The organism is Streptomyces sp. NPDC085932 (assembly GCF_044540525.1).
In the GTDB taxonomy this organism is placed as follows: Bacteria; Actinomycetota; Actinomycetes; order Streptomycetales; family Streptomycetaceae; genus Streptomyces; species Streptomyces levis.
In genome coordinates this window covers 615,819-636,482 of the sequence record NZ_JBITSJ010000001.1, presented here as the reverse complement: position 1 = coordinate 636,482, position 20,664 = coordinate 615,819, and the positions used below count along the sequence as shown (strand labels likewise).

The following is a 20,664-nucleotide window of genomic DNA, read 5'->3' as shown; positions in this document are numbered from 1 at the left end:
CTCCCTCCGGGCTCCCCCGCGGGCTCACTCCTGGGGTGTGGTCTCCTCGCGGATGACCTGTTGGGCCACCTTGAAGGCACTGTTGGCCGCGGGCACGCCGCAGTAGACGGCCGCCTGGAGCAGCACTTCCTTGATCTCGCCGGGAGTGAGGCCGTTGCGCAGGGCGGCTCGGGTGTGGAAGGCCAGCTCGTCCAGGTGGCCCCCGGCGACCAGGGCGGTGAGGGTGACACAGCTGCGGGTGCGCCGGTCCAGCCCGGGCCGGTCCCAGATCTCGCCCCAGGCGTAGCGCGTGACGAACTCCTGGAAGTCCCCCGAGAACTCGTCGGCCTGGGCCAGGGCCCGGTCCACGTGGGCGTCCCCGAGCACCTCCCGGCGGACCTTGATCCCGGCGTCGTACGGGTCGGGCCGGCCCTGCCCCTGCGGTACGGCGACCGGGGCGATCTCCGCGACGGGGCCGGTCTGCGGCGGCTGCGGCGGGGCCGGGGAGAGGACCGGCTTGAGGGCGGCGGCGGGCAGGGCGGTCTGGCCGGTGGAGGTCTCGAAGACGGGCTGCCAGGCGGTGGAGAAGTGCCGCACGAGCAGGTCGGTGACGGCGGCGGGCTGCTCCACCGGCACCAGGTGCGAGGCCCCGGGCACGACGGCGAGCCGGGCGTCCGGGATGCCGGCGACCAGGGTGCGGGCCTCGGCGGGCCCGGTGACCTGGTCGTCCGAACCGACGAGGACCAGCGTGGGGACACCGACGCGCCCGAGTTCGGTACGGACGTCGAAGGAGGCGAGCGCCTCGCAGGCGGCGATGTAGCAGCCGGGGTCGGTGGTGCGCACCATCTGCACGGCCCACTCGGTGATGGCGGGCTGCGCGGCGGCGAACCCGCCGGTGAACCAGCGCTCGGGCGCGGTCCGGGCCATGGGGTCCAGGCCGTTGGTCCGCACGATCACACCGCGCTGGCGGAACTCGTCGGCCGTGCCGAAGCGCGGCGAGGCGGCGATCAGCGCCAGGGAGGCGAGCCGCTCGGGGTGGCGCAGGGCCAGTTCGATGCCGACGGCGCCGCCGAGCGCGCAGCCCGCGTAGCCGAAGCGCTGCACCCCGAGCCCTTCCAGGGTGACCAGCAGCCGGGTGGTGAGGTCGGCGACCGAGCCGGCCGGGTAGGCGGGAGCGCCGCCGTGGCCGGGCAGGTCGAACCGGAAGACGCGCCACTGCTTGGCCAGCTCGGGGACCTGGCGGTCCCACATGTGCCAGGTCGTACCCAGTGAGGGACCGAGGATCAGGACGGGAGCCTCTTCCGGCCCGTCAAAGCGGTATTGCAGGGTGTTCGACGGTGTCTCACTCACGCCTCAGACCTTCTCACGTAGCACGGCCGCCCCGACAGCGGGGGCCGGGCCGGGCGCGTGATCGGGGCGGGGTGAGGGCTCGGGCCGTCGAGTTTCGCGATCGTCTCGCGGATGCGGTGGGCCACCTCGTCCACGTCGAGGTCCGTGCAGTCGACGCGCCGCTGCGCGATGTCCGGGCGGGCCCGGGCCAGCCGGTCCAGGACGGACGCGTAGCCCTGGCGGGTGGCCGACAGGAAGGCGGCCGTTTCGTGCAGTTCGCTCTGCCCCGCGCGTTCCCGGGTGCGACGCAGGGCCTGCTCGACCGGCAGGTCGAGCAGCAGCACCGCGTCGGGCGGGGCGACACCGAACCGCCGCCCGAGCCCGTCGAGCATCTCCTCGGGCGGGCGGGTGCCCAGGCGCAGCAGTTCCTCGCCGAGGGCCCAGGGGTCGGTGTGTCCGGTGCGGTCCGCCAGCCAGTCGCGCACCGCCCGGGCCGCGTCCGGCTCCTGCCGCGCCCACCAGGTCCTCACGTCGGAGCCGGGCCCACCGCCGCCGGCGAGCCGGCCGAACAGCGGCAGGTAGACGAGCGGGTCGACCAGGGGATGCCGGTCGGTGAGCAGCAGGCGGGCGGCGCCGGCCGCGTGCCGTTCCGACGGGCCGTACAGGCACAGTTGGAGGCAGAGCACGGCGGCCTTCAGCTGGATGCGTCCCACGGCGTCCGCCGCGGCCGAGGCGCCGGCCAGGTCCCGGGACAGGCCGGCGACGGGGCTGCGCGGGTCGTCGTGCGCCCGGATGGCGTGCACGACCGCGACGCCGTCCCGTGCGCCGAGCCGGCGCAGCACCGTGGTCTTGCCGCTGCCGTCGATGCCGACCACCGCCACCCGCACGTCAGTTCCCCGTCCGGGCACGGTCGAGGTCCCACAGGCGGAACGCGGTGTGCGCCACGCGCGGCAGGAAGCCGAACTCGCGCTGGCCGTGGCCCGTGAGGTACAGCGCGAGGCGGCTGGTCAGGAACGCGCGCAGGGCCAGGCCGTGGCTGCGGTGCCAGTCCGCCGCCCCGGCCAGCCGCGCCGCGTGCGGCGACACCGCCGCCACCGCGTCGCGGTGCACGGCGAGCAGGTCGTCGACCTCCCGGGCCGTGGCGTCGGGGCCGAGGGTGAAGGCCAGCAGCTCCACCACGTCGCGGTGCGGGAGGTCGACGGTGGCGAGCTCCCAGTCGTAGACGACCACGCGTCCGTCCTGCCGGGCGATGTTGCGCGGGTTGAAGTCGTGGTGGACCAGGGTGCGGGGCAGGGCCTGCACCTCCTGCGTCCAGTGACCGATGTCCCCGGCGATGCCGAGCAGGACCTCCAGGCGCTCCGGGCCGACCAGGCCGGGCTGGTCGGCGGCCGCCTGGTGCGCCAGTGCCTCCCACAGCTCCCGGGCCTTGGCCAGGTGGGCCGGTTCCGGCACCCGGTGCAGCCAGCCCTCGGCGAGCAGGTCCTGCTCGCGGCCCAGCCAGTGGCCGTGCACGGCGGCGACGGCGCGCAGCGCGTCGGCGATCCGGCCGTGGGTCCACGGGCCACCGTCGTCGCGCAGCCGTTCCATGAGGATGACGTACGCCTCGCGCTCGTCGTCCTCCAGCAGGCCGTAGCAGCGCGGCAGCAGCCCGGTCAGGGCGGTCTCGGTGCGCCGGTAGACGGCCGGTTCCCGGCGGTGGGCGTCGGCGAACTCGGTGTCGGCGCCCCAGCGGGCCCACGCCCGGGACACCTCCGGACCGCACAGTGACAGGAGTTTCGCGATGCCGGAGACGATCTCGTCGCCGCGCGGCTTGACCTTGGCCACCAGCTCGACGGTGGCCGGCTCGCCCCGGCCCGGGGTGTAGGTCACCGTCAGCGGATGCAGGCCCGTCAGCTTGCGGCGCTCGGCGAGGGCGCCGAGTTCGCTGGCGATGCCGTCGCCGTGCAGCGGAGCGGCCTGCCGGACCCGGGTGACGTGCAGGCGGGAGTCCCCGAGGCCCCGGGCCAGGACCGGTTGCAGCAGGGCCGCGTCCAGGTCGCCGGGCTGGAGGAAGTCGACGCGGCGGGCGCGGCCGAGCCGCTGGTGCGCCTCGGCGAACTGCCCGCTGACCACCGCCGCCATGGTCGACAGGTCCAGGGCGAGGGCGAATCCGGCGACGATCTCGGCGAACCGGCGGGCGCCGCCCGGCCCCGCGCAGCCGAGGGCGGTCAGCAGCTCGCGCTGGTGGGGCAGGGCGGTGCCGCCGCCGACGGTGCCCACGACCAGGTTGGGCAGCAGGATCGTGGCGAGCAGGTCGTCGCCGTCCTGCTCCATCGAGAAGATCGACACGCCGGACTCGTGGACGCAGGCCACGTCCTGGCCCGTCGCCGTGAACAGGGCCGCGACGATGTTCGCGGCGTTGACGCCGTACCCCGTCATCCCGGACTGCTGGGCGCCCAGGACCGTCGTGACGTGGCCCTTGACCATGGCCTCGGGGGTGGTCTTCAGCACCGAGGCCACGATGTGCCGGGGCAGTGCGCACTCCGCCGTCACCCGGGTGCCGCGGCCGGCGAGCAGCGACACGGCGGCCGTCTTCTTGTCGCCGCTGAGGTTGCCCTCCAGGAGCAGGCCGCGCGGGCGCAGCGCCGGTTCGGTGGTGGCGAGTTCGTCGGTCAGCCAGCGGCAGATCTGCCAGGTCGCCGCCGTCGTCATGTTCTGCCCGGCGGCGTCGGCGGTCTCGAAGACGAACCGCACGTGCAGATGGCGCCCGATCTGGTACGGGTCGATGTCGACCAGGCGCGTGTGCCGGGACACCAGGCGCACCTGTTCGTGGAGCCGTTCGCGCTGGGCGTGCAGCCAGGCGGTGAAGCGCTGCGCGGTCGCGATGTCGGCGAACTCGAACGCGGGGGCGCGGGTCATCCGCTGCGCGAGCACCCGGGTGGTGACCCCACCGGAGTCGGTGACCGCCCGTGCGCCGCGCGAGGCCGACGCCACGAGCGCGCCCTCGGTGGTGGCGAGCGGCGCCACGATGCCGCCGCGGGCGGTCTCACCGTGGAACAGCAGCGGGCCGGCGAGGCCGACGGGCACCTCGACGGAGCCCACGAAGTTCTCCACGTTGCCGACCAGGTGCCGGGCGCTCAGACCGGTCTCCCCGAGCGAGGCGAGCGCCGCGCCGCTGCGTGCGCGCAGCCACGTCAGCCGCTTCCTGCGGGCCTCCTCGGTGTACTGGCCCCGGCCGGGGATCACGTCGCTCATGCGGTCTCGCCTTCTCTCCCGCGGCCCGGTCGGGCAGGGGTCGTCGTCGGGACGGTGGGGTGGTGGCATCGGGCAGCGGGCATCAGGCAGCGGGCTGTGAAGCGGAGGCGACGAGCCGCTCCCACGCCTCCTCGGTGGGCAGGAAGACCCGGTCCTTGACGCGGGGCGGGCGCTGTCCGGCCCGCACGGCGCGTTCCCACTCCCACTGGAAGGCGTCCGGGTGGACGGGGATGACCTCGGCCGGCCCGATCCGGTCCGAGCGGCGGGCCTCCCGGTAGCCGGGGCACTGCTCGGCCAGCCGGGCGTCCAGGGCGCCGGACAGGTCCGGTGCCGCGGGGCCCGCGAAGGCGACGGCGGCCTGGTGCCGGCCGCGGCCGCCGCCGGCCAGGTGGAAGGTCGCGCCCCTGATCTCGGCGCCGGTGTCGTGGCAGGCGGCACGCAGCGCACGGACGGCGACGGCCTCGGTGAGGCGCTCGCCGGCGACGGAGCGGACGATGTCGCGTCCGGCGTACACGATGCGCGGGGTGCGTCCGAGGTGCCCGACGACCCGGACCACATCGGTGACGGCGCACCGGTACAGGCCGCCGACGTGGGTGAGGACGAGGTGGTAGTCCTGCCCGGCGTCCAGTTCCGTGGCGGCGAGCGTCTCGCTGCCGGCGGTGACCGGCGCGTCGGCCGGCACGAACTCGTAGACGCAGCCGGGCACGTACAGGGGCGCGCCGGGCCGCAGGTCGACGGGGACGGCGGCCGGCCCCTCGCAGGAGGCGACCGGCGCGTCGAAGAGCCGCACGCCCGGTCCGTACGTCTCGCGCACGCGCGGCAGGTAGAGCGAGGCGAGCGCGCTGTTCCAGACGAGGACGGCCTCCAGGCGCGGCCAGAGGTGGTACGGCAGGAGCGTGCCGAACCGCCGCGCGCAGCGCTCGATCTCGTCGGCGCGCCCGGGGTCGGGGCGGGTGTGCGGCCGGCCGCCGAGGGTGCCCGCGCGGATGTCCTCGACGAGCCGGGGCCACACGGTGCGCAGCATGTACGGCAGTCCGGCGACCATCGCGGGGTTCACGCCGATGACGACGCGGATGTCCTGCTCGGCGGCGAGGCGCAGTTTGAGGTAGCTGCGCTCCCAGGGTCCGGCGGTGGCGAGTTCGGCGGGGATGCGGCTCCACTCGGCGTCGTTGCCGGGTCCGACGGCGGAGTCCTCGCCGAACGTGCGGTAGTCCACCTGGCTGGCGCCGATGTGCGGCTGGCCGTGGCCGGTCCGGGCGATGGGCGCGGTCGGGTCCTGCCACAGGTTGAGCACCGCCGTGGGCGCGGCCAGGGCCTGCGGCAGGGTCCGCAGGAGGGGGGCGAAGGCGGCGTGGTAGAAGGGCAGGAACGTCCCCCGCATGTAGCTGCGGGTGACGGGGATGTGCTTCTCGCGGCCGGTGCTGCCGCTGGAGGAGAAGTAGACGACGGGCTCGTCCGCGGTCAGCACGGCGTCCTCGCCGGCCATCGCCCGTTCGATCCAGGGCATCAGGGCCTCGTGGGTGCGCAGGGGCACGGCCCGGCGCAGGTCGTCGAGGGTGCGGACGCGGTCCAGGCCGTGGTCCCGGCCGAAGGCGGTGCCGGCGTTGCGTTCCAGGATCCCGGCGAGCAGTTCGCGTTGCACCTCCTCGGGGTGGTCCAGGGCGGTGAGGAAGGCGCGGTGTTCGGCCAGGACGCGTTCGGCCCGCATGTCAGTGCTTCCCTTCGGGGCGGTCGGTCGTCAGTACGCCGTACAGGCGCAGCCGGTGGGGATCGGTGGGGCAGGCGGCGATCCGCGTCTGGACGGAGCCCGCGCGGGAGGGGTCCAGTGCGTCTCGGTGGTCGCCGGGGGGCAGGGCGTGGCGGTGGGTGACGCGGACGGTGTCCCCGGGGCGGATCAGTCCGCGCAGCGCCGCCTCGGCGACGAGGTGGTGGGTGTGGACGAGGTAGGCCGCGGTGCTGGTTCCGCCGGTCGCGAGGACGGCGTGCGCGGTGTGTCCCGAGGGCGGGCCGGGCAGGGCGACGGTCAGAGCGCCGTCCGGTGTGCGGACCGGGGCGGGGCCCTCGAAGGCGCGCAGCAGCCGGGACAGCGGCTTCAGTGCGCCGCGGCGCGCCGGGCCGTACCAGGCGAGGCCGGCCGTGGGGCCGGCGTACCGGTGGGGGTGGCGGGGGGCCAGGGTGGCGGGGCGGCCGCTGAGGAACACGGTCCGGGTGAAGGCGCGGTACCAGCCGTCGGCGAGCGCGGGCGGCAGGCCGAGGGCGAACCGGGCGGCACCGGCGACGAAGGCCGGCAGGTCGAGTTCGCCCACGACGACGGCCACGGTCAGTCCCGGGGTGACCGGTGCGTCGCCCAGGCCGTGCCGGACGGCCGCGAGACGGGCGCGCGCCGCGGCGTCGAGCGGGCCGGTGGCATACGGACCGGTGGCGTACTGGTCCGTGGCGTGCGGGGCCCCGTGCGGACCGATGGCGTGCGGGGGCCCGTGCGGGCCCGCGGCATACCGCGCCCCGGCGCGTGCGGAGGTGGGGGAAGGGCCTGCGGCGTTGGTGGTGGGTCCTTCGGCGGACGGGGACCGGAGGGCTCGTTCTGTGCTCATGTGTAGATGGCTCGCAGGTGGGGGGTGGGTGGCAGGGGCCGCCTGCCCAGCAGGGAGGTGGTGAGCCGGTAGGGGTCGACGTAGCCCGGCCCGGTCCGCAGCCGGGCGAGGATCTCCTCCAGGTGACGGTCCGCCGGTGCGTCGCGGGCGCCGGCGGGCGCCCGGTCGAGCAGGCGTGCGGCGCGGCCCACGCAGCGGCGCAGCAGGGGCAGTCGGAAGGACTGGGCCGAGCGTCGCTGCAGCGTGCCGGTGAAGTACAGCCGCATCCCGAGCCGGTAGGCGGCCCGGTCCGCGGTGCCGGGCTCGGCGGACAGGTCGCCGAGGGTCGCGCCGCGCCAGCCGCCGTACCGGCTGGAGCGGGTGCTGCCGGCCAGGGGCACCCGGCTGAGGGAGAGCCGGGCGACCCGGGCCCCGAACGCGCCGAGCACCCGGTCCAGCAGCACGTAGTCGGCGGCGAGGTCGTCGTCGCAGACGAGGAGGAAGGTGCGGTCGGGGCGGATCATCGGGATCAGTTCGCGCAGGATCGGCAGCAGATAGTTGGGGTGGCCGTCGCTGCCGACGAGGCGGCGCAGCGGCAGGCCCCACCGGGTGCCGTCGAGGTGGACGGGGCCGCCGTGGCGCCGGTGGTCGATCAGCAGTCCGCGGTCGGCGAGCCGGGCGAGCACCGCGGGTGCTCCGGTGGCGAGCGGGCGGTCGAGGGCGAGGCCCGGGTCGGCCACGCCGAGCAGCCGGAGGTCGGCGCGCCACAGGTCGAGCATGCGGCGGCCGGCGGGATGGATCCAGCCGGCGGAGTCGGCGCGGGCGAGGTAGTCGTGGAGGGCGCGCGGGTCGGTGCGGGGGCGCCCGGCGTGGTAGCGGACGTAGCGCTCGCCGATGTCCGTGGCCGTCAGGGTGGCCCAGTCCGTGCCGGGTTCGGTGCGGTCGAGGTGGTGCCAGAAGGCGGTGGACTGGGTGGTGACGGTGGCCATGCGGTTGTTCCACACCAGGCGGACGGGGCCGAGCCGGGAGCTCGCCTTGACCAGGACGTCGGTCCACAGCAGACCTTTGACGTGCGTCGGCGTGAGGGGTTTGGTCGGCGTGATCGTCACCGGCGCCACGACGAGTTCGGCGTCCGCCCGCGGCGTGGCGGGGGCGCTCTCGGGTGGTGCGGCGACGGTCACGTCGGGTTCCTCTCCGGCCGGCCCGTGTCAGGCGCTGAGGTGGGCGCGCAGGATCTCGGCGCTGCGGAAGGCGAGTTCGAGCGACTGGGCGGCGTTCAGGCGGGGGTCGCAGGCGGTCTCGTAGCGCGTGCCGAGCCGTGCGTCGACGATCTCGTCGAGTTCGCCGCCGAGGCATTCGGTGACGTCGTCGCCGGTGAGTTCCAGGTGGAGTCCCCCGGGGTGGGTGCCCTCCTGGGCGTGGGCGCCGAAGAACTCCCCGATCTCGGTGGTGATGTCGGTCAGGCGGCGCGTCTTGTACCCGGCGGGCGACACGAAGGTGTTGCCGTGCATGGGGTCGCAGGCCCAGACCGGCAGGTGACCGGCCTCCCGGACCGCCCGCAGCAGCGGCGGCAGCAGGTCGCCGGAGCGTCCGGCGCCCAGCCGGGTGATCAGCACCAGCCGGCCGGGGCTGCGGTGCGGGTCGAGCCGCTCGCACAGCGCGCGCAGGTCCTCCGGTGTGGTGGAGGGGCCCACCTTGACGCCGAGGGGGTTGGCGACGCCGGAGAGCAGTTCCACGTGGGCGCCGTCGAGCTGCCGGGTGCGGTCGCCGATCCACAGCAGGTGGGCGCTGGTGCCGAACCAGGCCCTGCGGTGTTCGTCGTACCGGGTCAGCGCCTGCTCGTACGCCGGCAGCAGCGCCTCGTGCGAGGTGTAGAGGCGGGTCTGGTGCAGGACGGGCTGGGCGCCGGTGTCCACGCCGCAGGCGGTCATGAACCGCAGGGCCCAGCTGATGTCGTCGGCGGCCTTCTCGTAGCGCCGCCCGGCTGCGCTGCGCCGGACGGACTCCTGGTTCCAGGCGTGGACCTGGCCGAGGTCCGCGAACCCGCCGAGGGTCAGGGCGCGCAGGACGTTCAGCGCGGCGGAGGAGTGGTGGTAGGCGCGCAGCAGCCGGTCGGCGTCGGGCCGGCGGGAGGCCGGGTCGAACTCGGGGCCGTTGACGATGTCGCCGCGGAACGCGGGCAGTTCGACGCCGTCGACGGTTTCGGTGGGGCTGCTGCGCGGCTTGCCGAACTGTCCGGCGATCCTGCCGACCTTCACCACGGGCAGGCCGGAGCCGAAGGTGAGCACGATGGCCAGCTGGAGGATCACCCGCAGTTTGCCGCGCACGCCGTCCTCGGTGCAGGAGGCGAACCGCTCGGCGCAGTCGCCGGCCTGGAGCAGGAAGCCGTCACCGGCCGCGACACCGGCGAGTTCGCGCCGCAGGTCGAGGATCTCGCCGGGCAGCACCAGCGGGGGCTGCAGGGCGAGCGTCTCCGTGACGCGGCGCAGCGCCCGCGGGTCGGGGTAGTCGGGCTGCTGGGCGGCGGGGTGGTCGTGCCATGAGGTGGGGGTCCAGCCGTGCGGGGGCGGGGCGAGGGAGTCGTGGGGCGTCAGCACGGGGGGTGTGGGCAGCAGCGTCATGCGGTGAGTTCCTTGATCGTGGCGGCGGGGTCGTCGGCCCGCATCAGCAGTTCCCCGACCAGCACCGCGTCCACTCCGGCCCGGGCCAGTGCGCGGGCGTCGTGGGCGTCGCGGATGCCGCTCTCGGCGACGAGGATCCGGCCGGAGCCGATCCGGGGGCGCAGCCGAGCGGACAGGGTGCGGTCGATGGTGAAGTCCCGCAGGTCGCGGTGGTTGACGCCGATGACGGTGGCGCCGGCGGCCAGGGCGGTGTCGACCTCGTCGGCGTCGTGCGTCTCGACCAGGGCCTCCATGCCCAGTTCCCGGGTGCGGGCGAGGAGTCCGGCGAGCCGGGTGGCGGGCAGGGCGGCCACGATGAGCAGCACCGCGTCGGCGCCCAGCGCCCGGGCTTCGAGGAGCTGGTAGTCGTCGGTGATGAAGTCCTTGCGCAGGACGGGCAGTCCGCTCTCGGCGCGGGCCACGCCGAGGTGTTCGGGGCTGCCTCCGAAGCCGTCCTCGTGGGTGAGGACCGACAGGGCCGCGGCACCGCCCTCGCGGTAGGAGCGGGCGCGGTCCGCCGGTCGATAGTCGTCGGTCAGCGGGCCTTTGGAGGGGCTGCGGGGTTTCATCTCGGCGATCACGCCGAGTCCCGGTTCCCGCAGGGCCGCGGCGAAGTCCCGGGGTGCGGGTGCCAGGGCGGCGGCGGCCTCCGTCTCGGCGGTGGGCCGGGCCGCGCGCCGCCGGGCGGTCTGCTGTCCGGCCTGTGTCACGAGGGTGGCGAGGATGTCGCTCATACCGGCATCTCCAGGGCTGCCGTGGGGGTGTGGGAGACACGGGCCCAGTGGGCCAGGAGGGTGTCGGCCGCGCCGGTGTCGACGGCGTGGGCGGCCTGGCGCAGCCCCTCGTGCCAGGTTCCTGCGGCGCCGGCGACGCGCAGGGCGGCGGCGGCGTTCAGCAGGACGATGTCGCGTGCCGGTCCGGGTTCGCCGGCGAGCACCCGGCGGATGATCGCCGCGTTGACGGTGCGGTCGCCGCCGGCCAGGTCGTGGGGGCGGGCCGGCCGCAGGCCCAGTGCGGCGGGGTCGAAGCGGTGCGCCGTGCGGTGGCCGTCGCGCAGTTCGACGAGGTGGGCGGGGCTGGTGGTGCTCAGCTCGTCCATGCCGTCCTCGCTGTGGAAGACCAGGGCGCGGGTGACGCCGAGGCGGTGCAGCACCTCGGTCATCGGCTCGACCAGGTGCGGGGCGGGCACGCCCAGGATGCGCAGCCGGGCCCCGGAGGGGTTGAGCAGCGGCCCGAGGAGGTTGAAGACGGTGCGGGCGCCGAGTTCGCGGCGGGGGCCGGCGGTGTGCCGGAACGCCGGGTGGAAGACGGGGGCGAACAGGAACGTGATGCCGGCGGCGGACAGACAGGCGGCGGCCTCCTCGGGGCCGAGGTCGATGCGTACGCCGAGTTCCTCCAGGACGTCGGCGCTGCCGCAGGCGGAGGAGGCGCTGCGGTTGCCGTGCTTGGCGACCCGCACGCCGCAGGCGGCGGCCACGACGGCGGCGGCGGTGGAGATGTTGAAGGTGTTCAGGCCGTCGCCGCCCGTGCCGCAGGTGTCCAGCACGTCGCCGTCCACGGGCAGCGGGGTGGTGAACTCCAGGGCGGCGCGGGCCAGTCCGGTCAGGTCGTCGACCGACTCCCCGCGCACGGTGACGGCCAGGGCGAAGCCGGCGATCTGCGCGGGCGTGGCCTCGCCGCGCATGATCACCCGCATGGCCGCGGCGGCCTCGTCCTCGGTGAGCCGGCGTCGCGCGACGCTGCGCAGTACGTCAATCATCGCTGAGCTCCAGGAAGTTCGCGATCAGCTGTTTCCCGTCCGGGCTGAGCACCGACTCGGGGTGGAACTGGACGCCGTGGGTGGGGTGGTCGCGGTGGCGCAGCCCCATGAGGGTGCCGTCGGGGGTGGCGGCCACCGCGAGGAGTTCGCCGGGCAGGTCGTGCGGCGCGACGACGAGGGAGTGGTAACGGGTGGCGGTGAAGGGGTCGGGCAGACCGGCGAACACCCCGCTGCCGTCGTGGTGCACGGGCGAGGTCTTGCCGTGCACGGGAGTGCCGCGTGCCACGGTCCCGCCGAACGCGGTCGCGATGCACTGGTGGCCGAGGCAGACGCCGAGGATCGGCAGCCGGCCGCTGAGGGCGCGCACGGCCTCCACGCAGATGCCCGCCCCGTCGGGGGTGCCCGGGCCGGGTGAGATCAGCAGCAGGTCGTGGTCGGCCAGTTCGCCGACCGTGGTGGCGTCGTTGCGGAACACGGTGGGGGCGCCGCCCAGTTCGGCGACGTGGTGCACGAGGTTGTAGGTGAAGGAGTCGTAGTTGTCGATCACCGCGACGCGGGGGCGGGCGGGCCGGCCCGGGGCGGTGCCGGGGGCGGTCGTCACCGGGCCTCCCGCTCCGCGCGGTGCACGGCCGTGATCATCGCGCCGGACTTGTGCAGGGTCTCGCGGAACTCGGCGGCGGGATCGGAGTCGGCGACGATCCCGGCGCCCGCCTGGACGTGCACCTGCCCGTCGGCGACGACCATGGTGCGCAGGGCGATCGCGAAGTCGGCCAGGCCGTCGTACCCGGCGAAGCCGACGGCTCCGCCGTAGACGCCGCGCTGCTGGGGTTCGAGCTCGGCGATGATCTCCATGGCGCGGATCTTGGGGGCTCCGGACAGGGTGCCGGCGGGGAAGGCGGACCGCAGGGCGTCCAGCACGGTGCGGCCGGGGGTGAGCCGGCCGGAGACGGTCGAGGACAGGTGCATCACGTGCGAGAAGCGCTCGACGCGCATGAGCCGGTCGACGCGGACGGTGCCGGGCTCGGTGACCCGGCCGAGGTCGTTGCGGCCGAGGTCGACGAGCATGACGTGCTCGGCGCGTTCCTTCTCGTCGGCGAGCAGTTCCCGCTCCAGCTCCCGGTCCGCCGCGGGGTCGGGGTGGCGGGGGCGGGTGCCGGCCAGCGGGCGGGTCTGCACGCGGTCGCCGTCCGCCTTGACCAGCAGTTCCGGCGAGGCTCCGATGACGTGCCGGCCGCGCCCCAGGCTCAGGAGGTACATGTACGGCGACGGGTTGGTCGCACGCAGGTGCCGGTACAGGTCGAGCGGCGGCACGGTCAGCCGCCGGGAGAGCCGCCGGGAGAGCACGATCTGGAAGGCGTCCCCGGCCGCGATGTGGGCCCGGGCCCGCTCGACCCGCTCGGTGAACTCGCGCTCCGTCAGGTCGGCCGTCCAGCCCGCGGTGTCCGCGTCCGCCGCCCGGTCGGTGGGTTGCAGCGGGCGGCCGGAGAAGCCGGGCGCCGGGCCCGCGGCGCGCAGCCGGCCGCCGAGGCGCACGATCCGGGCGACGGCGGTGTCGTAGGACTCCAGGGCGGGCCGGTGCAGGGTGATCAGCAGGACGCGGCGGGTGGCGTGGTCGAAGACCACCAGGTCGTCCACCGACAGGAACGCGGATTCCGGCAGGCCGGTCGCGTCCCCGGCGACGGGGAGTTCCTCGAAGTGGCGTGCCGCCTCGTAGCCGAGGTAGCCGACCACGCCGCCGTGGAAGGGCGGGAGCCCCTCGACGGGGGCCTCGCGCGCGGCGAGCCGGGCGCGCAGCGCGGTGAGCGGGTCGCCGTCGGGCAGGGCGATGCGGGCGGGCCGGTGGCCGACGTAGGAGTAGCGGGCGACCCCGCCCGACACGGGCACGCTCTCCAGCAGGAAACCGGGCTCGTCCGGTCCGCACAGCGCGGCGAACGCGGTGACCGGGCTGATCCCGTCGGCCAGGAACTCCTGGTGGAGCGGGACCACGTCATGGGTGTGCCCCAGCGTGGCCGCCGCGGCCCGGCCGGGCAGGGTGGCCCGGGCCGCCTCGGCCGTGACCTCTGCGGGTTCTTCGGTGAGTTGGGTGGTCATGTCGCCTTCCTCGGCAGGGCCGGCGCGGGGTCCGTCCGGACTGCTCGCCGCGGCTGAGCACGGTCTCGCTGTCCACCGGGACGCACGCCACGAAGGCGCCTCGTACCGTCGCCTCGTCTGCGGTGTCGGTCGTGGATCCGTTCGGTGACGTGGTCTTCCGGACGTCGGCGTGCCGGAAGACTTCGGAAGTTCCGGGGTGCTGTCAGGCGGCGCCCGCCGTGCGGCCCACCCCGACGACCGCGCGCCGGGGGACGGTGATGTGCCACTCGCCCGTGGCGTCGTCGCGGCGCAGCGCGGTGCCGGTGACCGAGCCGTCGGCCTCGGCGTACCGGAAGACGGACTTCGCCCGGTCGGCCACCCAGCGGTAGGCCTCCCGCTCGGTCCGCCCGTCGAAGACCCTCACCAGGCCGTACATGTGCAGCAGGTAGCGGCCGACGGCCAGTTCGGCCTCGTCCGGGGTGGCACCCGTGACGGTGTAGGGGTCGTCGACCTCCAGGACCTCGCGGTGCTCGAAGCCGGCCTTCTCCAGGTAGCCGTCGATCTCGTCGCGGGTGAAGTGCAGGAACTTGTGGCCGGTCGTCGAGTGGACGTCGGTCACCTCCTCGAACCAGACGTCCATGGGGGAGCCGACGAGGAAGTCGTGCAGCAGGAAGGCGCCTCCGGGACGCAGCATGCGGTACGCCTCGCTCGCCACCGTCTGCCGGTCGGAGGGGGGCACGTGGTGGGAGCCGTAGGCGAGGAGCACGGCGTCGACGGACGCGTCGCGCAGCAGCGGCTGCTCGGCGCGCTGCAGCAGGGCCGGCATGCCGGCCGCCCAGGCCGCCGCGACCATGTGGGGGGAGGCGTCACAGGTGAGGACGTCGAAGTCGGTGATGCCGAGTTCCCCGGCCACCTTGCGGATCAGTCCGTCGCCGCCCAGCAGGTCGACCAGGACGGGCCGTTCGCCGTCCCGGGCGGGGAGCCGCGGGGCGGCGAGGTCCAGCAGGGTCCGGATGCCGGTGGCCCGGGCGCGGGTGTTCAGCGCCTGGGCCTTGAGGTAGACCACGCCCCGGCCGCCCTCGGCGTCGTCCCCGAAGTCGTCGTGCTGTCCGAGGGTCCTGCCGAGCGTGGCCTGCCACGTGGCGATCCGCTGCGGGTCGGTGCGCGCGTACAGCTCCGGGTGGAGCTGCCGGAGCTGCGCCAGCTGCCCCGGAATGTCGTCCCCTGACACGATGGACCCGCTCGTCTGGGCGTGCATGAGGCTCTCCTCTGCGTGGGCTGCGGGGGCCCGCCGGTCCTGGGAGGTGGTGGACCGGCGGGCGAACTCCGGGATCCCCGGGGCGTTCTGGGGCCCAGACGCTAGGAGCCGGCAGTTTCTCTCCGATATCGATTCGTTTTCCGGTCGGCGGGGTGCGGCGGCACGGGGGCGCGGGACGTCCCGGGCCCTGGCTCCGGGGCCGGGCGTCTGCCGGAAGTCGCGCGCGGGCGTCCGGCGCCCCTGACGAAAGTCAGATCAGAAGACGTCCTTCGTGCGTGGTGGCGCGTGTCCACCTGCTTCTACGGTCGGTCACGGACGAACGGCCGGCGCCGCCCCGTGCGAGCGCCGGCCGGCGACGGATGCGGAGGAATCCAGGGATGGACAAGCGGCTGGACGAGCCCGGCGTGACCGCCGAGGCCGTCGCACCGGGGGGCAGCGCCCCGCCACCGCTCACGGCGGGTGACGGCAGGGGCGGCACAGGGCTCACCGCGGCCGAGGTCGCCGAGCGCGTCGCCGCCGGCCGGGTGAACGACGTACCGGTCCGGTCCAGCCGCAGCATCGGTGAGATCGTCCGGAGCAACCTCTTCACCCGCATCAACGCCATCATCGGCGTGCTGTTCGTGATCATCCTGGTGGTCGGCCCGATCCAGGACGCGCTGTTCGGCGGGGTGATCCTCGCCAACACGCTGATCGGCATCATCCAGGAGGTCCGTGCCAAACGGACCCTCGACCAGCTGGCCATCGTCGGCGAGAGCCGGCCGCGGGTGTGGCGCGACGGCGACCGGGTCTCACTGCGGCCCTCGGAGATCGTCATCGACGATCTCATCGACCTGGGCCAGGGCGACAAGATCGCGGTGGACGGTACCGTCACCGCGGCCGACAACCTGGAGGTCGACGAGTCGCTGCTCACCGGCGAGGCGGACCCGGTCCTCAAGCAGCCCGGCGACGCGGTGATGTCGGGCAGCTTCGTGGTGGCGGGCTCCGGCTCGTTCACCGCGACGCGGGTCGGCCGGCAGGCCTACGCCGCTCAGCTCGCCGAGGAGGCGCGGCGGTTCACGCTGGTCAACTCCGAGCTGCGCAACGGCATCGACCGGATCCTGAAGTTCGTCACCTACGCGATCGTCCCGGCGGGCATCTCGCTGATCATCACGCAGCTGATGGTCAACGACGACGACCTGCCCGAGGCGATCCGCCGCATGGTGGGCGGTCTGGTGCCGATGGTGCCGGAGGGCCTGGTCCTGCTGACGTCGCTGGCCTTCGCGGTGGGCGTGGTCCGGCTGGGCCGCAAGCAGTGTCTGGTGCAGGAGCTCCCGGCGATCGAGGGTCTGGCCCGGGTGGACACCGTGTGCCTGGACAAGACGGGCACCCTCACCGAGGCGTCGATGGACGTCAGCGAGGTGCTGCCGCTGGCGGAGAACGTGCCCGTGGAGGACGTGCTGGGGGCCCTCGGCGCCGCCGACGAGCGTCCCAACACGAGCCTGCAGGCCATCATCGACGCCTACCCGGCCCCGGAGGGCTGGACACGGCACGCGGTCGCGCCGTTCTCCTCGGCGCGCCGGTGGAGCGGGGCGGAGTTCTCCGAGCCGTCCGGTGCGCGCTCGGCGTGGCTGCTCGGGGCGCCGGACACGATGCTCCCCACGGGACACGCGGTGCTCGCAGCGGCCGACTCCTACGGCGCCCGGGGCCTGCGGGTGCTGCTGCTGGCGCGTACGGCCCGCCCGCTGGACGCGCTGCTGGAGGACCCGGCGGCGGTGCCGGACGCGGTGGAGCCGTGCGGGCTGGTCGTGCTCCAGCAGCGCATCAGGCCCGAGGCGCCCGCCACCCTGCGGTACTTCGCGGACCAGGGCGTCTCGGCCAAGGTGATCTCGGGTGACAACGCGGTGTCCGTGGGCGCCGTGGCCGCCGGTCTGTCCCTGCCCGGCGCGGACAGCCCGGTGGACGCGCGGTTCCTGCCCGAGGACCCGAAGGCGCTGGCCGACGAGGTCGAGAAGCACACCATCTTCGGGCGGGTCGGGCCGCAGCAGAAGCGGGACATGGTGGGCGCCCTGCAGTCGCGCGGCCACACGGTGGCGATGACGGGCGACGGTGTCAACGACGTGCTCGCGCTGAAGGACGCCGACATCGGGGTCGGCATGGGCTCCGGCAGCCCGGCCACGCGGGCGGTCGCGCAGATCGTGCTGCTCGACAACAACTTCGCGTCACTGCCGTCGGTCGTGGCGGAGGGCCGGCGGGTCATCGGGAACATCGAGCGCGTGGCCAACCTGTTCCTCACCAAGACGATGTACTCGGTGCTGATGGCCGTGGTGGTCGTCCTGACGCAGGTGCCGTATCCGTTCCTGCCGCGGCACATCACTCTGATCGGCTCGCTGACCATCGGCATCCCGGCGTTCTTCCTCGCCCTTGCGCCCAACAAGGAACGCGCCCGGCCGAACTTCGTGGGACGCGTCCTGCGGTTCGCCGTCCCCGCCGGTGCGCTGGCCGCCGCGGCCACCTCCGTGTCGTACTTCGTCGCGCGGTCCGTGTACGACGACAACCTGGACGCGGAGACCTCGGCGGCGACGCTGGCGCTGTTCCTGACCGCGCTGTGGGCGCTGGCCATCATCGCCCGGCCCTACACCTGGTGGCGGATCCTGCTGGTGCTGACCATGGGGCTGGGCTTCGTGGTGGTGCTGGTGGTGCCGTACCTGCAGGAGTTCTTCCAGCTGCAGTTGGTCGGTACGGCGGCGCCCGGCGCGGCGGTCGCGTCCGCGGTGGTGGCCGGGCTGGCCCTGGAGGCCGTGTGGGCCCTGGGACGGCGCCGGCAGACCGCCGACTGAGCCCACCGGGGCGGTACTCCCCCGGCTGCCCCGGTGAAAGGAAGGGCCGCCCGGCACTACGCCGGGCGGCCCTTTCGCCGTTCCGGGCGCCAACCGGCGCGAACGGCTCCGCCCGGTGGGCGGCCGAACGTCGCGTTCCGGCCAACCTCGGCCATCGGTCATGATCCACCGCGGGAACACCGGCCCAGGTGCCACGGGCCGCGCGAAACCCCCGGTGGTTCAGTCCAATACGGTCACGACCAGGAATTTCCTGTTCTGCCATTAAATCTCGCTCGAACTTGACTGACCACATATCGGGCGACCCCCGATGAACGCTTAGGAGAACGGTGTTGGTCACTCTACGAAAGGCAAGTCCACACCTGTCGAAAGTCGAGTGTTGGAACCTGGTGGGATACGTATCATTCGACAGAGGCAAGGGGGACCGATGACGACTCTTTGACGCGACGTTCGACACCTACTCGAGCGCTTCCACCGTCCCGGACGACGGCCCACGGCGATCTTGAGGACATCCCACCACGCGCATGGGCCGCAACGAAGAAATCGGAACCCATCCGTCCACTTCTCCTGGCAGCGATGGGAGAATTTGTTTGGATCCAGCCGCCTTCAAGAATTGGAACTGCGCGCGAGTAGCAGAACATCACCAACGGGGGTCTCAGAGAGCCATGGAATATCGATCAGGCACCATATTCCGGGAAGACGAGAGAGCGCGGCGGAATGCGCCGGCCGTCCATCGAGTAAAGCGCAACGACATATCCGGGTCCCCGGACGAAACGCGACGCGGGAACAATCTGGAATTCCGAATACTCGGGCCGCTGGAGGTCCGTATGAAGGGCCGTACGCTCACCGTCGGCGGACCGCGGCAGCGCGCCGTCCTCTCGGCCCTGCTTCTCTCGGCGAATCAGGTGGTCTCCTTCGATTCGCTCATCGAGAAGGTGTGGAACGGGCAGCCCCCCAGCACCGCCCGCACCCAGGTGGCCATCTGCATCGCCGCCCTGCGCAAGATCTTCCGCACCGCCGGCTGGGACCGGGAGACCATCGTCACCGCCACGCCGGGCTACATGCTCTCCCTGGTCGGCCACTCACTCGACGCCACCCGCTTCGAGCAACTGGTCGCCGAGAGTGTCCGGCTGTCCGCCGACCACCGCACCGCCGAAGCCGCCGGCGCCCTGCGGAACGCGCTGGCCCTCTGGCGCGGCCCGGCGCTCGGCGGGGTCTACGCGCCCTTCGCCGAGACCGAGGCGGCCCGCCTGGACGAACAGCGCATGCTGGCCATCGAGCAGCAGGTCGCGCTGCGGCTCGAACTCGGTGAGCACCAGGCCATTCTCGGGGAGTTGCAGGCCCTGGTGAGCGCGTGCCCCCTGCGCGACCGGTTGCGGTATTACCTGATGCTCGCCCAGTACCGCTCCGGGCGGCGGGCGGAGGCACTCACCACCTTCCGCGACGGAATGCGTCATTCTGTCGAAGAGATCGGTCTGGAGCTCGGCGCGGAACTCCAGGAACTCCATAACGCGATCCTCCGGGACGACGTCCCGCAGCCCTCGGCCCCGGCGATTGCTGTCGCACAGCCCGGTACGCAGAACAACACTCCCGCCCAACTTCCGGAAAGTGACGCGTACTTCGTCGGCCGTACCCGCGAACAGTGGCTTCTGGACGACTCCCTGCTCGGCCGGACGACGCAGAATTCCTCGTCCATCGCGCACATCACGGGAAGCCCCGGCATCGGAAAGACCAGCCTCGCCGTGCACTGGGCCCATCGGTCGGCGCACCGGTTCCCCGACGGCCGGCTCTTCGCCGATCTCCGGTACGGCGACCCCCTCGACGTGCTCCACCAGTTCCTGCGCCGGCTGGGCGTCGAGGGCCCGTTACCCTCGGGCCTCGCCGAGGCCGCCGAGCGCTACCGCTCCGCCCTGGAGGGCAGACGGGTGCTGGTCGTGCTCGACCACGCCTCGTCGTACGCCCAGATCCGGCCGCTGCTGCCGGGGCACGGCGGGTGCCGGGTGCTGATCACCGGCTGCGCCACGCTCGACGAACTCCTCCAGGACCCGGGCCTGCTGCGGCTGCGCATCGGGCCGCTGTCCGACGACGAGTCGCACGAGATGCTGGCCGGCGTCCTGCGTGACACGAGGGCCGACGAGTCCCCGGAGACCACCCGGCGCCTGGTGCGGCTGTGCGGCAACACGCCGGTGTCGCTGCGGGCCGCCGGGGCCAGGCTGCTGACCAAGCAGCACTGGCGGGTGCACGACCTCGTACGGCGGCTGGAACGGTCGGCCGACCGGCTGGCGGAGCTGAGCATCGGCGAGGACTCGCTGCGCGCCCGGCTCGACCGCAGCCTGCGGGAGCTGGACGGCGCGGCGGCCGCCGCCTACGCCGAACTGGGCCGGCTGGACGGAACCGACTTCTGCGCCGCCGGAGCGGCCGGCGCCCTCGGCATGGACCAGATGGACGCCGAGGACCTCATCGAGACCCTGGTGGACGCTCAGCTGCTGGAGGTGGTGGGCCGCGGCCGCTGGGGCGAGATGCGCTACCGCTGGCAGGAGCTGATACGGCTGCACGCCCTGGCCACCCGGCCGGCACAGCCGTGCGGCGCCCCTCTCGTGGTGTGAGCACGGAGCCGGACCGGTCCGCGAGCCGGGCACGGCGAACCGCCCCGCCGGATTTCCCGGCGGGGCGGTTCGTCGTGCGCGGGGACCGGCTCGGCGCGGCGGCCGAGCGGGGCGCCGGGCCGGTCAGGCGTCGGCGTTCATGGCGTCGATGAGGCTCTTGGGACGCATGTCGGTCCAGTTCTTCTCCACGTACTCCAGGCAGGACTCACGGTCCGACTCGCCGAAGGCGACCGTCCATCCGGCGGGCACCTCCACGAAAGACGGCCACAGGGAGTGCTGGCCCTCGTCATTGACCAGCACGAGGTAGCGGCCGTCTGCGTCTTCGAACGGATTGGTCACGTCGCATTCCTTCCGGGAACGTCGGGCTGAACTGCGTGGGACGCTGG

At 73.9% G+C, this 20,664-nt stretch carries 15 protein-coding genes; 2 read left to right on the top strand and 13 right to left on the bottom strand.

The window, feature by feature from the left end:
- Window positions 1-24: 24 nt before the first annotated feature.
- The 12 genes from pcaC to ACIGAQ_RS02395 form a co-directional block, all read right to left on the bottom strand.
- Entirely contained in the window at window positions 25-1,329 is a 1,305-nt protein-coding gene (gene pcaC / locus ACIGAQ_RS02450; protein WP_399778586.1) for a 4-carboxymuconolactone decarboxylase, read from the bottom strand.
- Entirely contained in the window at window positions 1,326-2,195 is an 870-nt protein-coding gene (locus ACIGAQ_RS02445; RefSeq protein WP_399778584.1) for a hypothetical protein, read from the bottom strand. Before ACIGAQ_RS02445 ends, pcaC begins: the two co-directional genes overlap by 4 nt.
- A 1-nt stretch (window position 2,196) precedes the next feature.
- Window positions 2,197-4,542: a hypothetical protein gene (locus ACIGAQ_RS02440; RefSeq protein ID WP_399778582.1), complete on the bottom strand. Its 2,346-nt coding sequence runs from the start codon at window positions 4,540-4,542 to the stop codon at window positions 2,197-2,199.
- Between the two features lie 82 nt (window positions 4,543-4,624).
- Window positions 4,625-6,250, bottom strand: coding sequence for a GH3 auxin-responsive promoter family protein (locus tag ACIGAQ_RS02435; RefSeq protein ID WP_399778581.1), 1,626 nt, complete (start codon window positions 6,248-6,250; stop codon window positions 4,625-4,627).
- Window position 6,251: 1 nt separating this feature from the next.
- Window positions 6,252-7,133, bottom strand: coding sequence for a DUF6182 family protein (locus ACIGAQ_RS02430; RefSeq protein ID WP_399778579.1), 882 nt, complete (start codon window positions 7,131-7,133; stop codon window positions 6,252-6,254).
- The gene (locus ACIGAQ_RS02425; protein WP_399778577.1) at window positions 7,130-8,293 is read right to left on the bottom strand and encodes a hypothetical protein; all 1,164 of its coding nucleotides are present in this window, start codon (window positions 8,291-8,293) and stop codon (window positions 7,130-7,132) included. Before ACIGAQ_RS02425 ends, ACIGAQ_RS02430 begins: the two co-directional genes overlap by 4 nt.
- Before the next feature lie 27 nt (window positions 8,294-8,320).
- A complete protein-coding gene (locus ACIGAQ_RS02420; protein WP_399778575.1) occupies window positions 8,321-9,733 on the bottom strand; it encodes a class II 3-deoxy-7-phosphoheptulonate synthase in 1,413 nt (470 codons plus the stop codon).
- Window positions 9,730-10,506 carry an indole-3-glycerol phosphate synthase TrpC gene (gene trpC, locus ACIGAQ_RS02415; protein ID WP_399778573.1) on the bottom strand — a complete coding sequence of 259 codons (777 nt, stop codon included), beginning with the start codon at window positions 10,504-10,506 and terminating at the stop codon, window positions 9,730-9,732. The genes ACIGAQ_RS02420 and trpC overlap by 4 nt, the downstream gene beginning before the upstream one ends.
- Complete coding sequence (gene trpD / locus ACIGAQ_RS02410) at window positions 10,503-11,531, bottom strand: anthranilate phosphoribosyltransferase (RefSeq protein ID WP_362282240.1); 1,029 nt, start codon at window positions 11,529-11,531, stop codon at window positions 10,503-10,505. The genes trpC and trpD overlap by 4 nt, the downstream gene beginning before the upstream one ends.
- Window positions 11,524-12,132, bottom strand: coding sequence for an anthranilate synthase component II (locus ACIGAQ_RS02405; protein ID WP_399778571.1), 609 nt, complete (start codon window positions 12,130-12,132; stop codon window positions 11,524-11,526). The genes trpD and ACIGAQ_RS02405 overlap by 8 nt, the downstream gene beginning before the upstream one ends.
- The gene (locus tag ACIGAQ_RS02400; RefSeq protein ID WP_399778569.1) at window positions 12,129-13,622 is read right to left on the bottom strand and encodes an anthranilate synthase component I family protein; all 1,494 of its coding nucleotides are present in this window, start codon (window positions 13,620-13,622) and stop codon (window positions 12,129-12,131) included. The genes ACIGAQ_RS02405 and ACIGAQ_RS02400 overlap by 4 nt, the downstream gene beginning before the upstream one ends.
- A 202-nt stretch (window positions 13,623-13,824) precedes the next feature.
- Window positions 13,825-14,859: a class I SAM-dependent methyltransferase gene (locus ACIGAQ_RS02395; protein WP_311680686.1), complete on the bottom strand. Its 1,035-nt coding sequence runs from the start codon at window positions 14,857-14,859 to the stop codon at window positions 13,825-13,827.
- Window positions 14,860-15,236: 377 nt separating this feature from the next.
- On the opposite strand from ACIGAQ_RS02395, the gene ACIGAQ_RS02390 reads away from it, so the two are divergent.
- Entirely contained in the window at window positions 15,237-17,675 is a 2,439-nt protein-coding gene (locus ACIGAQ_RS02390; RefSeq protein WP_362282232.1) for an HAD-IC family P-type ATPase, read from the top strand.
- An 824-nt stretch (window positions 17,676-18,499) separates the two neighbouring features.
- Window positions 18,500-20,278: a BTAD domain-containing putative transcriptional regulator gene (locus ACIGAQ_RS02385; protein WP_311680683.1), complete on the top strand. Its 1,779-nt coding sequence runs from the start codon at window positions 18,500-18,502 to the stop codon at window positions 20,276-20,278.
- Between the two features lie 123 nt (window positions 20,279-20,401).
- On the opposite strand, the gene ACIGAQ_RS02380 is transcribed toward ACIGAQ_RS02385, so the two are convergent.
- The gene (locus ACIGAQ_RS02380; RefSeq protein ID WP_311680681.1) at window positions 20,402-20,617 is read right to left on the bottom strand and encodes an MbtH family protein; all 216 of its coding nucleotides are present in this window, start codon (window positions 20,615-20,617) and stop codon (window positions 20,402-20,404) included.
- Window positions 20,618-20,664 lie beyond the last annotated feature (47 nt).

Coding starts and splice junctions, on each gene's coding strand:
- ACIGAQ_RS02440 (WP_399778582.1), bottom strand. CDS start 4,542: ATGAGCGACGTGATCCCCGGCCGGGGCCAGTACACCGAGGAGGCCCGC.
- ACIGAQ_RS02435 (WP_399778581.1), bottom strand. CDS start 6,250: ATGCGGGCCGAACGCGTCCTGGCCGAACACCGCGCCTTCCTCACCGCC.
- ACIGAQ_RS02430 (WP_399778579.1), bottom strand. CDS start 7,133: ATGAGCACAGAACGAGCCCTCCGGTCCCCGTCCGCCGAAGGACCCACC.
- ACIGAQ_RS02420 (WP_399778575.1), bottom strand. CDS start 9,733: ATGACGCTGCTGCCCACACCCCCCGTGCTGACGCCCCACGACTCCCTC.
- trpC (WP_399778573.1), bottom strand. CDS start 10,506: ATGAGCGACATCCTCGCCACCCTCGTGACACAGGCCGGACAGCAGACC.
- trpD (WP_362282240.1), bottom strand. CDS start 11,531: ATGATTGACGTACTGCGCAGCGTCGCGCGACGCCGGCTCACCGAGGAC.
- ACIGAQ_RS02400 (WP_399778569.1), bottom strand. CDS start 13,622: ATGACCACCCAACTCACCGAAGAACCCGCAGAGGTCACGGCCGAGGCG.
- ACIGAQ_RS02395 (WP_311680686.1), bottom strand. CDS start 14,859: ATGCACGCCCAGACGAGCGGGTCCATCGTGTCAGGGGACGACATTCCG.
- ACIGAQ_RS02390 (WP_362282232.1), top strand. CDS start 15,237: ATGGACAAGCGGCTGGACGAGCCCGGCGTGACCGCCGAGGCCGTCGCA.
- ACIGAQ_RS02385 (WP_311680683.1), top strand. CDS start 18,500: ATGAAGGGCCGTACGCTCACCGTCGGCGGACCGCGGCAGCGCGCCGTC.